The organism is Paraburkholderia silviterrae, from assembly GCF_004353915.1.
Taxonomy (GTDB): domain Bacteria; phylum Pseudomonadota; class Gammaproteobacteria; order Burkholderiales; family Burkholderiaceae; genus Paraburkholderia; species Paraburkholderia silviterrae.
In genome coordinates, this window is the sequence record NZ_SMRP01000001.1 from 925,533 (window position 1) to 939,484 (window position 13,952).

Annotated in this window: 13 protein-coding genes and 1 pseudogene; 8 read left to right on the forward strand and 6 right to left on the reverse strand. The window is 63.8% G+C overall.

Going from position 1 to position 13,952, the window contains the following annotated elements:
- Positions 1–7 precede the first annotated feature (7 nt).
- The gene (locus EYW47_RS04045; RefSeq protein WP_165976485.1) at positions 8–784 is read right to left on the reverse strand and encodes an acetoacetate decarboxylase; all 777 of its coding nucleotides are present in this window, start codon (positions 782–784) and stop codon (positions 8–10) included.
- Between EYW47_RS04045 and EYW47_RS04050 the strand changes: the two genes are divergently transcribed.
- A complete protein-coding gene (locus EYW47_RS04050) occupies positions 754–1,164 on the forward strand; it encodes a hypothetical protein (protein ID WP_133193567.1) in 411 nt (136 codons plus the stop codon). The two genes, EYW47_RS04045 and EYW47_RS04050, sit on opposite strands and share 31 nt — an antisense overlap.
- Here EYW47_RS04050 and EYW47_RS04055 read toward each other — a convergent pair.
- Both EYW47_RS04055 and EYW47_RS04060 read right to left on the reverse strand, forming a co-directional pair.
- Positions 1,155–2,096 carry an AEC family transporter gene (locus EYW47_RS04055; protein WP_133193568.1) on the reverse strand — a complete coding sequence of 314 codons (942 nt, stop codon included), beginning with the start codon at positions 2,094–2,096 and terminating at the stop codon, positions 1,155–1,157. The two genes, EYW47_RS04050 and EYW47_RS04055, sit on opposite strands and share 10 nt — an antisense overlap.
- Positions 2,097–2,189: 93 nt before the next feature.
- The gene (locus EYW47_RS04060) at positions 2,190–3,737 is read right to left on the reverse strand and encodes a DHA2 family efflux MFS transporter permease subunit (protein ID WP_133193569.1); all 1,548 of its coding nucleotides are present in this window, start codon (positions 3,735–3,737) and stop codon (positions 2,190–2,192) included.
- Between the two features lie 164 nt (positions 3,738–3,901).
- Here EYW47_RS04060 and EYW47_RS04065 point away from each other — a divergent pair, with 164 nt between their 5' ends.
- The gene (locus EYW47_RS04065) at positions 3,902–4,345 is read left to right on the forward strand and encodes a MarR family winged helix-turn-helix transcriptional regulator (protein WP_133193570.1); all 444 of its coding nucleotides are present in this window, start codon (positions 3,902–3,904) and stop codon (positions 4,343–4,345) included.
- 78 nt (positions 4,346–4,423) lie between these two features.
- On the opposite strand, the gene speB is transcribed toward EYW47_RS04065, so the two are convergent.
- The 3 genes from speB to EYW47_RS04080 form a co-directional block, all read right to left on the reverse strand.
- Complete coding sequence (speB, locus tag EYW47_RS04070; protein WP_133193571.1) at positions 4,424–5,386, reverse strand: agmatinase; 963 nt, start codon at positions 5,384–5,386, stop codon at positions 4,424–4,426.
- A 131-nt stretch (positions 5,387–5,517) separates the two neighbouring features.
- A complete protein-coding gene (locus EYW47_RS04075) occupies positions 5,518–7,008 on the reverse strand; it encodes an aldehyde dehydrogenase (protein WP_133193572.1) in 1,491 nt (496 codons plus the stop codon).
- A 121-nt stretch (positions 7,009–7,129) separates the two neighbouring features.
- On the reverse strand, positions 7,130–7,699 hold the full coding sequence (locus EYW47_RS04080) for a cupin domain-containing protein (protein ID WP_133193573.1): 570 nt from the start codon (positions 7,697–7,699) through the stop codon (positions 7,130–7,132).
- A gap of 445 nt (positions 7,700–8,144) precedes the next feature.
- Between EYW47_RS04080 and EYW47_RS41690 the strand changes: the two genes are divergently transcribed.
- From EYW47_RS41690 to EYW47_RS04110, 6 genes and pseudogenes are all read left to right on the forward strand, one after another.
- Complete coding sequence (locus EYW47_RS41690) at positions 8,145–8,369, forward strand: hypothetical protein (protein ID WP_240763515.1); 225 nt, start codon at positions 8,145–8,147, stop codon at positions 8,367–8,369.
- A 297-nt stretch (positions 8,370–8,666) separates the two neighbouring features.
- On the forward strand, positions 8,667–9,458 hold the full coding sequence (locus EYW47_RS04090; RefSeq protein WP_133193574.1) for a gamma-glutamyl-gamma-aminobutyrate hydrolase family protein: 792 nt from the start codon (positions 8,667–8,669) through the stop codon (positions 9,456–9,458).
- Positions 9,459–9,489: 31 nt separating this feature from the next.
- Positions 9,490–10,824, forward strand: coding sequence for a glutamine synthetase family protein (locus EYW47_RS04095; protein WP_133193575.1), 1,335 nt, complete (start codon positions 9,490–9,492; stop codon positions 10,822–10,824).
- Between the two features lie 19 nt (positions 10,825–10,843).
- Positions 10,844–12,277: an aspartate aminotransferase family protein gene (locus EYW47_RS04100; protein WP_133193576.1), complete on the forward strand. Its 1,434-nt coding sequence runs from the start codon at positions 10,844–10,846 to the stop codon at positions 12,275–12,277.
- Positions 12,278–12,356: 79 nt separating this feature from the next.
- On the forward strand, positions 12,357–13,478 hold the full coding sequence (locus EYW47_RS04105) for a polyamine ABC transporter substrate-binding protein (RefSeq protein WP_133193577.1): 1,122 nt from the start codon (positions 12,357–12,359) through the stop codon (positions 13,476–13,478).
- Between the two features lie 294 nt (positions 13,479–13,772).
- Positions 13,773–13,952: pseudogene (locus EYW47_RS04110) on the forward strand (polyamine ABC transporter ATP-binding protein); the annotation flags it as partial.

Sequence of the window (13,952 nt, forward strand, 5' to 3'; positions counted from 1 at the left end):
GCTGCGCTTACTGCGCGAGATAGTCGTGCACGACCTCACCGAGGCCGAGCGTGAGGTCCGCGAGCAGATGCCGCGCCTCGACGATCTCGAGCACCGGCAGGTCGGCGACAGGCGCGAGCGCATGCGGTATCAGATGCAACGCGGCAGGCCCCGTCCACGCGCCCTTGAGCACGATGTCCTTCATGTAGTAGCGCACCAGCTCGCACACGCGCGGCGAGCCGTCCACGTGCGGCACGATCTTGAGCAGATAGTTGGGCCCCGCGAGCCGCCGTGCCTGCTCCGCCAGGTCGAGCTCGCGGTGCTTGTAGCCCATCGTGCCGGTGGCGATGCGCACCGGGCCGTAATCGAGCGTGCCGACCAGCGTGTCGGAGTGCGGCGCGAGCTGGGGCGTGGCGAGCTTCTTGGGGAATCCCCACAACTCGCGGCCGCCGGCAATCGGCGGATGGTCGTCGAGGTACATCGAGTGCGTGTAGCTGCCGGGCTGGCCCTCGTACATCACCGGGATGACCTGGCCGCTCTCGGTGTAGTCGCCAAAGCCGGTCGAGTCCGGCATGCGGATGAACTCATAGCTCACGAGCGGCTCCGTGACCTCTAGCGGCTCGGGCACGACCTTGCGCAAGCGTTCGAGATCGGTGCGATACGTGATGATCAGGAACTCGCGATTGACGAACTTGTAGGGCCCCGGCGGAAATGCGGGGTTGGTGAACGGCATCGCGAAAGCGCGGGATTGTATGTCTTTCATATGAAGTCTCCGTGAAAGTTGCAACAAATGCTTGCAAAACATTTCGGATTACGAATTGCTTGACGCAGATGGTCGAGCGCGTGGACAACGGCAGCCCGACGAGCGGGGTGCCATTCGAGGAGAGACAACCGGGAAGAAAGGAACTGCGTTATCCGAGAAAACGGCATCTCGGCAAAAAGTATAGGCGCCGAACGCCGGGCGATGCGCCGATACTCAAGCGATCTTTGAGAATGATTAAACCATATCTTGGAAAAACAATGCACGAAGCGCGGCGACAGAACTGCCCGCTTGCACGACAACACAAATCTACGCCCGGTATTACATTGAGCTTGCAATTGCACGAGGACGGCCTCAGGCATCGTGCCATCGCTTTGCGCGCCGCGCGCGAGGCCATCGCCCCGCTACCGCAGCGTCAGCCGTGATGCAGATGCAGCAGGATCAGCGTAAGCGTGACGAGCGAGCCGAGTGTCGAATGCAGGATCGTGCGCGAGGTCACGTGCGCCTCGCGCCGGTAGTACTCCGCAAGCATGTACGGCCCAGTGCCGGTGGGCAGCGCCGCAAGCAGCACCGCGATCTCCACGAGTTGATCGGGCAGCACGAACACGCGCGCGGCAAGCCACCATGTCAATGCCGGCTGCACGACGAGCTTCGTGAGCGTGATCCACCACGACGACTCGGGCGGCGCGTCGCTTTTGGCGCGGCGTTCCGCGAGAAAGAGCCCAAGACTCACAAGCGCGCAAGGGCTCGCGGCGCCGCCCAGCAGCTTGAGGAAAGTCTCCGCGCTCGCGGGCAGCGTGAGATGCGTGCCCGATACGATCGCGCCCAACGCGGGCGCGACGAGCAGCGGATTGCGCATGAGCGAGCGCACCACCTTGATCAGCAACCGGTGCGGGCGGCGCTCGCTTTGCAGGCCCGTCTCGATCAACACAATGGCGAGCGCGAATAGCACGCACACCACGAGTATCGTCGCGATGGTCGTGGGCGTGAGGCTCGACGGCCCGAACGCGATCATGCACAGCGGAAAGCCCACGTAGCCCGTGTTCGGATACGCGGCGGCGAGAGCGTCGATGCTGGCATCGGCCAGAGGACGCCCGAGAAAGAGCCGCACGCCCGCCACGGCTGCGAACACGGCCAGCCCCGCGATGCTGAACGCCGCAACGAAAGCCGGCTGAAAGAGTTCATGCCATGTTGCGTGCGCAAGGATATCGAAGAGCAGCGCGGGCAGCGCGAGCCACACCACGAAGCGATTCAGCTCGGAGGCAGCCGTGGGACCTAGCACGCCGAAGCGGCGGCAAGCAAAGCCGGCGAGGATGAGGCCGAAAACGGGCAGCAGAATGGAGACAGCGGAGAGCATCGGTTGGGCGTGAATGTGCCGCGCGGGCATGTCGCACGGAGGGGGCGCGAACTATGCCCCACGCGAACGACGAACGAAAAAAGGCGCCAGAGGTCAGTCCATCGCCGCGTGGCTCGCTTCGACCGCCCCGCTGCCCGACGAAGGCCGGATCAGCACGAGCAACGGAATCACGAGCAGCGTGGCGACGAACATCATCTTGAAGTCGTTCAGATACGCAATCATCTGCGCCTGCTGTGTGATCGACTGGTTGAGCACGGCAAGATCGTACCGCGATCCGGCCGCGAGCATCGGCTGGACCGCGGGATTGAACGGCGTGATGTGCGCGGCGAGATCCGCATGCGCGACCTGCGTACCGCGCGTGACGAAGGTCTGCACGATGGAAATGCCGATACTGCTGCCGATATTGCGCATCAGGCTGTAGGTGGCCGTGCCGTCCGCGCGCAACTGCGGCGTGAGCGTCGAGAACGTCAGCGTGGAAAGCGGCACGAACACGAAGCCGAGCCCGAAGCCCTGCACCACGCCGGGCCAGACGATATCGGAGGCCGAGAGCACGAGCGTGTACTGCATCATCTGCCACAGCGCATAGGCAGACACCACGAAGCCGAACAGCAGCATGGCGCGCGCGTCCACGTGCTTGAGCAGGCGCCCTGCGATCAGCATGGCCAGCATGGTGCCCGCGCCGCTGGGCGCGGTGACGAGGCCGGTGGTCGCCACGGGGTAGCCCATGAGGTTCTGCAGCATGGGCGGCAAGAGCGCACGCGTAGCGTAGAGCACAGCGCCGATCACGAAGATGAAGAGCGTGCCCGTGGCGAAATTGCGGTCCTTGAGCAGTTGATAGCGAAAGAACGTATTAGGGCCGGAGGTGGCCGTGTGCACGATGAAGAACGCGAACGCCAGGGCGGCCGCGAGCGCTTCGATGCGGATTTCGAGCGAGCCGAACCAGTCGAGCTGCTCGCCGCGGTCGAGCAGGGCCTGCAGCGCGCCGATGGCCAGCGCCAGCGTGGCGAAGCCGAACACGTCGAAGCGCGTCTCGCGGCGCGGCACGCGCGAGGGCATGAAGGTGGACACGCCGAAGAACGCGAACGCGCCGATCGGCACGTTGATGAAGAACACCCAGCGCCAGTTGTAGCTGTCCGTGAGCCAGCCGCCGAGCGTGGGACCCAGCACGGGGCCGACCATCACCCCCATGCCCCAGACCGCCATGGCCTGCCCCTGGCGCTCGCGCGGATTGATGTCGAGCAGGATGGACTGCGAGAGCGGCACGAGCGACGCGCCGAATACGCCCTGCAACAGCCGTGAGCCGACAATTTCGCCCAGCGTTTCCGAGAGCCCGCACAGCGCCGAGGCCACCGTGAAGCCCGCAATGGCCACGCCGAGCAGCGGCTTCACGCCGAAGCGGTCGGCAAGCCACCCCGTGAGCGGCGTGGCAATGGCCGCCGCGACGATGTACGAGGTGAGCACCCACGTGATCTCGTCCTGCGACGCCGAAAGCGTGCCCTGCATGTGCGGCAAGGCCACGTTGGCGATCGTGCTGTCGAGCGTCTGCATCAGCGTGGCGAGCATGATCGACAAGGTGATCATGCCGCGATTGAGCGGCACGTCCCCACGCTGCGAGGCTGTGCCGTGCGAGACTGCGGTCATCGTGAGTTCGGCCGATGCGTAGGAGAATAATAATAAGCCTGCTTATTATACGACTCGCTCGACCCGGCGCAATCGGGAAGAATGGGCATGCCGTTGCGGGCCATTGCGTGCCATTGCGTGCCGTTCGCGGGCCAGGCGGCGCGGGGCGCCCGTATAATCGCGCGATGACTACCGACCTCGAAAAGCGCTTCGGCTTCCTGGTCGTCGACGTGGGCCGCCTGTATGGCAAACGTTACGACGAGCTTGCGAAGTCGTCGCTCGAACTCACGCGCGCGCAGTGCCGCATGATCGCGTACCTCGCGCATTACGGCGACATGAACCAGGCGAGCCTTGCAGAACGGCTCGAAGTCGCACCGATCTCCGCCGGCAGATTGCTGGAGAGGATGGAAGAAGGCGGCTGGGTCGTGCGCACGCCGAACCCCGGAGACCGCCGGGAATTGCTGGTGAGCCTCACGCCAAAGGCCGAGGCCGTGCTGGGCGGCGCGCGCCGCGTGGGCGACGAAGTGCAGGCGGAAGCGCTAGCCGGCTTCACACCCGAAGAAGCCGAGCAGTTCGGCCAGATGCTTCAGCGCGTGCGCGCCAACCTGGGCGCGCTCGTCGAGCGCTGAAACGTGCGCACGCGAGCCGCTTTTGCAGGTGCTCTTACGTGCACCCCTTTTTGTACTTTTGCGCGCGAGCTTGCCGCGTTACTTGCCGGCCACCTTGCGCTGCCGCCACAGGCATAGCAGATCGCAGGCGAGATGCGCTGCGGCGAGCGCCGTGATCTCACTCTGATCGTAGGCGGGCGCCACCTCCACCACGTCCGCGCCGACCAGGTTCACCGCTTCCAGGCCGCGCACGATCGCGAGCGCCTGCGCCGAGGACAGCCCGCCCGCCACTGGCGTGCCGGTGCCCGGCGCGAACGCCGGATCCAGACAATCGATATCGAACGTGAGATAGGCGGGCCGCTCGCCCACGATCTCCAGAATGCGCTCGCGCGCCGCGCGCGGGCCGTTCTCGTGCACCCACGCCGCATCGAGCACGTTGATGCCGAGAAAGTCGTCGTTCCATGTGCGTATGCCCACCTGCACCGATGTCTTCGGATCGATGAGCCCTTCTTTCACGGCCTTGTAGAACATCGTGCCGTGATTGAGGCTCTCCGGGTGATCGTCGGGCCAGGTGTCGCAATGCGCGTCGAAGTGAATGAGCGAGAGCGGCTTGCCGTACTTCTCCGCGTGGGCGATCAGAAGCGGATACGTGATGAAATGGTCGCCGCCGAACGTGAGCATCTTCGCGCCGGAGCGCAGAATCTTGCGCGCATGCTCGACGATCGCGGGCTTGATGGTGAGCGGATTGTGCGCGTCGAACCAGCAGTCGCCGTAGTCGGCCACAGCCAGCGTCTCGAATGGATCGAACCCCCACGGATACGGATGCAGTTCCGCAATCTGCACGCTCGCGGCGCGTACCGCGGACGGGCCGAGACGCGCGCCCGAGCGGAACGTGGTGGCGAGGTCGAGCGGCACGCCCGAGATTGCCACGTCCACGCCATTCAGATCGCGCGTGTAGTTGCGGCGCATGAACGAGAGCACGCCTGCGTAGGTGTTCTCGATGGAAGAGCCGTGTAGCGTTGGGCGGCGGATGGCGCCGTCACCATGAAGAATGTCCGACATGCATTGACTCGATTCGAAAAGCCGCGGCGAGGCACGCACGCCGCGGTGGACGGATTCATTGATCACGCGGCGGCACCCGTGCACCCTCAGCCGATGCACGTGCGCGCCGCCGCGCTGGCAACGCGAATCCTTTAGCGCAGCCGCACGAGCGTGGACTTTAGCTCGGTGTACTTCTCAAGCGCATGAAGCGATTTGTCGCGGCCGTTGCCCGACTCCTTGAAGCCGCCGAACGGGAAGTTCATGTCGCCGCCTTCGTCATAGCAGTTGACCCAGACCGTGCCCGCACGCAAACGGCGCGCGATCTCGTGAGCATTCGTGAGATTCGCCGTCCACACTGCGGCCGCGAGGCCGTAGTCGCTGTCGTTGGCAATGCGCACCGCTTCGTCGATGGTGCCGAACGTGATCACCGAGAGCACCGGGCCAAAAATCTCTTCGCGTGCGATGCGTGCGTCATGGCGCGTATCGAACACCGTCGGCTCCACGTAGAAGCCGCCGCTCGACGCATTCACGCGCTCGCCGCCCAGCAGCAGCGTGGATTCCTTGCGTCCGGCCTCGATATAGCCCAGCACGCGCTCCATCTGGACCTTGTCGACGATCGCGCCCATCGAGACTTCGGGATCGAGAGGATTGCCAGGCTTGTACGCCTTCGCCGCTTCCAGCAGTTTCGCGAGGAACACGTCCTTGATATCGCGGTGCACGAGCAGGCGCGAGCCCGCCGTGCACATCTCGCCCATGTTGTAGAAGATCGCGCCCGCTGCGGCCTTCGCTGCGCGATCGAGGTCCGGGCAATCGGGCAGCACGATGTTCGGCGACTTGCCGCCCAGCTCCAGCCACACGCGCTTGAGGTTGGACTGGCCCGCGTACTGCATGATCTGCTTGCCCACATTGGTCGAGCCCGTGAAGGCGATGCAGTCCACGTCGCGGTGCAGGGCGAGCAGCTTGCCCGGCTCGCCGCCACCGGGCAGCACGTTGAACACGCCTGCCGGAATGCCCGCCTCGCGCGCGAGCTGCGCCACGCGGATGGCCGTGAGCGGCGACTTCTCGGAAGGCTTGAGCACGACGCTGTTGCCTGCGGCAAGCGCCGGGCCGAACTTCCACGAGGCCATCAGGATCGGGAAATTCCACGGCACCACGGCCGCCACCACGCCGATGGGCTCGCGCGTGACGAGGCCCACGAGATGATGGTCGGCGGGCACGACTTCACCGCCCACCTTGTCGATGGCCTCGGCGAACCACTCGACGCAATAGGCCGCGCCCGGCACGTCCACCGTGGTGGTGTCGCCAATGGGCTTGCCGGCGTCGAGCGTTTCGAGCAGCGCGAGTTCGTCCTGGTGCTCGCGCATGAGCGCGGCCCAGCGCAGCAGGACCGCCTTGCGCTCGCGCGGGTTCAGGCCCGCCCATACGCCCTGCTCGAATGCGCGGCGCGCGGCAGCCACGGCGGCGTCGACATCTGCCGCGCCGCAGTCGGCCACGCTTGCGAGCACGCGACCGTCGATGGGGCTCACACAGTCGAAGGTGCGGCCCGAATAGGCATCGCGAGGGGCGCCGTCGATGAACGCGCGGCCGTCGATCTTGAGCGATGCGGCCTTGTCCTGCCAGTAAGCGAGATTTCTCTTTTCCATGAGGATGCCTCAATGATTTGCGATTCGTTCTGCGTACCGCGAACGCGGCCGAACTTCAGTCGAACTTCAGTCGAACTTCGGCCGGACGGCGGCAGCGAGAAGCGAACCGGGTTGGCGCGAGTCAGAAAGTGGGCGGCGAATTGGCCGACACCACCTCGCAAACATCGCTCGCGCTGGGATTGCGAAACCGGTGCGGAAGGCGGCTTTCGAAGTAGTAGCTGTCGCCGGGGTCGAGCAGCCAGGTCGTGCCGTCCACGGTCAGCTCGAGCTGGCCCGCCACCACGACGCCGCCCTCGTGCCCGGCGTGCATGAGCATTTCGGCCCCCGTGTCGGCGAGCGGCTGGTACACCTCGCGCAGGATGCCCATGTTGCGGTCCTTCACGTTCGCGCCCGCAAGATAGAACTCGATGGAGGCGTTGCCGAGGTTCGGCATCTCGCCGCGGCGCGACACGACGCTCGCGCCCTCATTCAGATCGAATGTGAAGAATTCCGCGAGACTCATGGGTATGCATTCGAGCAGCTTCTTGAGCGAGCCCACGGAGGGACTGACACGACTTTGCTCGATCAGCGAGATCGCGCCGTTCGTGACGCCCGCCCGCTTGGCGAGCTCGCGCTGCGACAACCCATAACGCTTGCGTACATAGCGCAGGCGTGTTGCGACTTCAGAGGAAACGGATACGGACTCGGTCACGTTCGAAAAGCCGGTTGATCAGGGAGCGCGCCGGAAAACGACTGCGGGTAGCAGTGAACGACGGACGAACAACAGCAAAAACGGCGCGGTGGACGTGTTGAATATTCTAATCAGTTTGTATTTTTTTGCGTTAGTAGAAACCCCTGTAAGTTATTCGAAATATAAAAGAAGGTAGCCATATTTCGCATTCCACGGTGTTTACAGCCTGCCACCCGGGAAAGTGCTGACTCAAAAACGTAAAAAAATAATTGACGCCCTTTTTGGCTCGTATATGCTGAACAACAGGTCGATCGAACGATGACCACCAGCATGAAACATCAATGCAACACGCTGTTCATGCGGGATACATCGAACGAAACCTATGTTTAGCGTGATGCAGTGCGAACTATTCAGATCGCGCTGAATAAGTCGGGCAATTTACTAACAACCCCAGTCGAGTGTAATTGTGAGAGTCCGTGGCCCTCTGGTGAGATGGGATCGAAGTCATGCGAGGTGTCTTCGCAGCGACTGCGCCGCCATCGCCGACGGCTGTAGCGGCAGGCTTGCCTCTCGCCTGTTTCTATCCGTCTTCACAGTCCTTTCCCGCCGGTCCGTCCGGCGCCATAACGCCGTCTCCGCACGCGCCTTCATCGCCGTCCATACGGACGAAGTCGCGTCGCTGCTGCCCTAGCGCCTCTCCTTCCTGCGCCGTTCGTTTTCATCGCCGTCGACCGCATGCGAGCTGTATTGCTGTGTGCGCGCGGCGTGGCTGTGCACGCCTTTCCACGGTGGCGCCCCACAACGGTCGAAAACGAACTGCCTACATGATCTCCACGCGCAGCGCGATGCGTTAGTGACGCTTTCGCGCTGAGCTTAAAGGCTTGTGGCCTTGCCCCGTGCAAGGTTGCAAGGTCATGTCACGCCCGCAGCATCACTGCAAAGCTATTTGCACCTGTGTTGCACGGGCAAGAGAAGTGAAACATTAGTCATGCGAACCAAGCCATTGATTGGAGTCACCGCCGATCGCACGATGATGGGGCCGCACGCATCGCACGTGGCCGGCGAGAAGTACATCGCCGCCGCCGTGGAAGGCTCGGGTGGGCTCGCGCTGGTGCTGCCGGCGCTCGGCGCACTGCAGGCAGCGGCGGACATACTCGATGCCGTGGACGGCCTGCTCTTCACCGGCAGCTACTCGAACGTGGAGCCGCATCGCTACGGCGGCTCGGCCAGCGCCGCGGGCACGCTGCACGACCCCGAGCGCGATGCCACCACGCTGCCGCTGATGCGCGCGGCCATCGACGCGGGTGTGCCTGTGCTCGCCATCTGCCGCGGCTTTCAGGAGATGAACGTCGTGTTCGGCGGCACGCTGCACCAGCAAGTGCATGCGGTCGATGGACTCGACGACCATCGCGAGAACAAGGCCGACACGCTCGAATCGCAATACGGCCCGGCGCACGCCATCGCGCTGGTCGAGGGCGGGCTGCTGCAACGGCTCGCCGGCGGCGCACGCGAAGCCCGCGTGAATTCGCTGCACGGGCAAGGCATCGAATCGCCTGGAAACGGACTGGTTGTGGAAGCAACGGCACCAGACGGCCTCATCGAAGCGATCAGCGTGGCCAATGCGGCGAGCTTCGCACTCGGCGTGCAATGGCACCCCGAATGGCAGTATGCGCAGAACGCGCTGTCCACCGCGATCTTCCGCGCCTTTGGCGAGGCCTGCCGGGCACGCATGCTGGCCCGAATACCGAACGGAGCCGGGCGCCAACCCGCGCACGTTTGACGCCCGCTCATACAGAACAGAGAGAACGATCATGAATGACATCGACGAATTCCTGAAGAAGCACCACATCACCGAAATCGAAGCCATCATCCCCGACATGGCCGGCATCGCGCGCGGCAAGATCATCCCGCGCAGCAAGTTCGAATTTGGCGAGAACATGCGGCTGCCGCAAGCCGTGATGATCCAGACCGTGACCGGCGATTATCCGGAAGACGGCAGCCTCACGGGCGTCACCGACCCCGACATGGTGTGCGTGCCGGACCCCTCGACCATCCGCATCATTCCTTGGGCCGTCGACCCCACGGCACAGGTGATCCACGATTGCGTGCACTTCGACGGCACGCCGGTCGAGATCTCGCCGCGCCGCGTGCTGCGCCGCGTGCTCGAGCTCTACGAGGCGAAGGGCTGGAAGCCGGTGATCGCACCGGAGCTGGAGTTCTATCTCGTCGACATGAACAAGGACCCGGATCTTCCGCTCACGCCGCCTATCGGCCGCACGGGCCGTCCGGAAACGGGCCGCCAGGCGTATTCGATCGAAGCGGTCAACGAATTCGACCCGCTCTTTGAAGACATCTATGAGTACTGCGATATTCAGGATCTCGAAGTCGATACGCTGATTCATGAAGTGGGCGCGGCGCAGATGGAGATCAACTTCCTGCACGGCGATCCGCTCAATCTCGCCGACCGCGTGTTCCTCTTCAAGCGCACCGTGCGCGAAGCGGCGCTGCGCCATCACATGTACGCCACCTTCATGGCCAAGCCCATGGAGAACGAGCCGGGTTCGGCCATGCACGTGCACCAGAGCCTCGTTTCCGCGGAGAGCGGCCAGAACCTCTTCACCGGCTCGGACGGCAAGCCCACCGACATGTTCTATGCGTACATCGCGGGCCAGCAGAAATACACGCCGGCGCTCATGCCGATCTTCGCGCCGTACATCAACTCGTACCGCCGCCTTTCGCGCTTCATGGCGGCGCCCATCAACGTGGAGTGGGGCTACGACAACCGCACCGTGGGCTTCCGCGTGCCTTATTCGTCGCCCGCCGCACGCCGCGTGGAGAACCGCATTCCCGGCGTGGACTGCAACCCGTATCTGGCGATTGCCGCCACGCTGGCCGCCGGCTATCTGGGCATGACGCAGCACCTCAAGCCCACGGAGCCGCTCGTGAGCGACGGCTACTCGCTGCCCTACCAGTTGCCGCGCAATCTGGAGGAAGGCCTCTCGCTGATGGGTGCCTGCGAACCGCTCAAGGACATTCTTGGCGAAAAGTTCGTGCGCGCGTATCTCGCGCTCAAGGAAACCGAATACGAAGCCTATTTCCGCGTGATCAGCTCGTGGGAACGCAAGCACTTGCTGCTGCACGTGTAACAGAAAGGAGAAACGAAAGATGAGCTATCGAATCGACGCCCCTGCCAGCGCGCTGCAAGAACTGCCGACGACGCTGCGCGCGCAAGCCGCGCGCTCGACTGCCGAGTACCGCGCACTCGACGCCGCGCACCATATCCATCCGTTCTCCGATATGGGCTCGCTCAACAAGGCCGGCAGCCGCGTGATCGTGAAAGCGAAAGGCGTGTACCTGTGGGACTCGGAAGGCAACCAGATCATCGACGGCATGGCCGGACTCTGGTGCGTGAACGTGGGCTACGGCCGCCAGGAGCTCGCCGACGCCGCCTACAAGCAGCTCCAGGAGCTGCCCTTCTACAACACGTTCTTCAAGACCACGCACCCGCCGGTGATCGAGCTTTCGGCGCTGCTCGCCGAACTCTCGCCCGAGCCGTTCAATCACTTCTTCTATTGCAACAGCGGCTCGGAAGGCAACGACACGGTGCTGCGCATCGTGCACCAGTACTGGCTCACGCAGGGCAAGCCTTCGAAGAAGGTCGTCATCTCGCGCAAGAACGGCTATCACGGCTCGACCATCGCGGGCGGCACGCTCGGCGGCATGGGCTACATGCATGAGCAGATGCCCTCGAAGGTCGAGAACATCGTCCATATCGATCAACCGTATTTCTTCGGCGAGGCGCAAGGCGACATGACGCCCGAGGAGTTCGGTCTCGCGCGCGCACAGCAGCTCGAAGCGAAGATTCTCGAAGTGGGCGCGGAGAACGTGGCCGCCTTCATCGGCGAGCCGTTCCAGGGCGCGGGCGGCGTGATCTTCCCGCCCTCCACGTATTGGCCGGAAATCCAGCGCATCTGCCGCAAATACGACGTGCTGCTGTGCGCCGACGAAGTGATCGGCGGCTTCGGGCGCACTGGCGAGTGGTTCGCGCATCAGCACTTCGGCTTCGAGCCCGACCTCATCACGATGGCCAAGGGTCTCACGAGCGGCTACGTGCCGATGGGCGCGGTGGGCCTTCACGACCGCATCGCGAAGGCGCTCATCGAGAACGGTGACTTCAACCATGGCCTCACGTATTCGGGTCATCCGGTGGCCGCCGCGGTGGCGGTCGCGAACCTCAAGCTGCTGCGCGACGAGCGCATCGTCGAGCGCGTGAAGACGGACACTGGCCCGTACTTCCAGCAACGCCTGCGCGAAACCTTCGGCAATCACCCGATCATCGGCGACATCTCGGGCACCGGGCTCGTGGCGGGCCTTCAGCTCGCCGAGGATCCGAAGGCGCGCAAGCGTTTCGCGAACGGCGGCGACGTGGGCACGATCTGCCGCGACTTCTGCTTCAACGGCAACCTCATCATGCGCGCCACGGGCGACCGCATGCTGCTCTCGCCGCCGCTAGTCGTCACGCGCGGCGAGATCGACGAAATCGTGTCGAAGGCGAAGAAGGCCATCGACGCAACCGCGCAACAACTGGGACTTTCGTAACGCTGCAAACGTAAGGGCCGGCGGCGCACAACGGGGTGCGGGCGCCGCCCGCCAACTTTTATCTTCTGGGGAATTCAACATGAGTGTCAGACATCTTCGTCATGCCGTCGCAGTGGCCGCGCTCGCCGTATGCGCGGGTCTCACGGCTACCTCGAGCCAGCCGGCTCGCGCCGCCGATGACGCACTGAACGTGTACAACTGGTCCGACTACATTGCGAAAGACACGATCCCGAACTTCGAGAAGCAGACGGGCATCCATGTGAAGTACGACAACTACGACAGCGATGACACGCTGCAGGCCAAGCTGCTCGCAGGCAGCTCGGGCTACGACATCGTGGTGCCGACCTCGAACTACATGGCCAAGCAGATCCAGGCCGGCGTCTACCAGAAGCTCGACAAGTCGAAGCTCCCCAATCTCGCGAACCTCGATCCGCTGCTCATGCACATGATCGCCGACGCCGATCCGGGCAATCAGTACGGCGTGCCGTGGGCATTCGGCACCGACGGTGTCGGCTACAACCAGGAAGCCATCGAGAAGGCGCTGGGCGCGAACGCACCGGTGGATAGCTGGGCGCTCATCTTCGATCCGCAATACCTCTCGAAGCTCAAGGGCTGCGGCGTCTCGTTCCTCGACCAGGCCGTCGACGCCTTCGCGGCCACCCTGCAGTACATGGGCAAGAACCCCAACAGCACGAACCCGGCCGACTATCAGGCAGCCTTCGAAGTGCTGAAGAAAGTCCGTCCGTACATCACCCAGTTCAATTCCTCGGGCTACATCAACGACCTCGTGAACAACGACGTCTGCGTCGCGTTCGCCTGGTCCGGCGACGTGGGCATCGCACACCGCCGCGCCGAAGAAGCGAAGCGCTCGTATCACATCAAGTTCTCGAATCCGAAGGAAGGTGGCCTGCTGTGGTTCGACGTGATGGTCGTGCCCAAGGACGCTCCGCACCCCGAAGCGGCCATGAAGTGGATCAACTACATCGAAGATCCGAAGGTCAACGCCGCCATCACCAACGAAGTGTTCTATCCCACCGCGAACAAGGGCGCGCACCAATTCGTGACGGCGTCGGTCGCGCAGGACCCGACGGTCTATCCGTCCGAAGACGTGCTCAAGAAAATGACGCTGATGAAGCCGATGCCGGCCGACATCCTGCGCCTCGAAAACCGTCTGTGGTCGCAGCTGAAGACCGGCCACTGATCGACTGAACGGGGCGGCCATCCGCCCCGGAAGAAAACCGAAGGAGAAGGAAGGAGACAACGTGCGGAAGAGGGATCGCTCGACCCCTCTCCGCCAGAAGTTTGCTGTTCGAAGTCCGGCTGCGCGCGTCGCCCCCAATTTGAAATCGACGCGTCAGTTTCCAGTGAGCTCCGTTCGCAGTACTGACGTCCGCGAGTCGCATTTGCGCCCCGTGTGGGGCAACTCGCGCCCGCATTCGCCCGCGTCATGCAAGGACATGCCGTACCGCGATCAGAAAGGAACCCAGGTTAGATCATGAATTCGACGTCCCAAGTCAACGCCTCCGAAGCCGCTCGCGCCACCGCAGCGGCCAGCTCCCGCGACGCATTCGTGCGCATCGAAAACGTCGTCAAGAAATTCGGCGACAGTGTCGCCGTCAACAACGTGAGCCTGAACATCGCGAAGAACGAGCTCTTCGCGCTGCTCGGCAGCTCG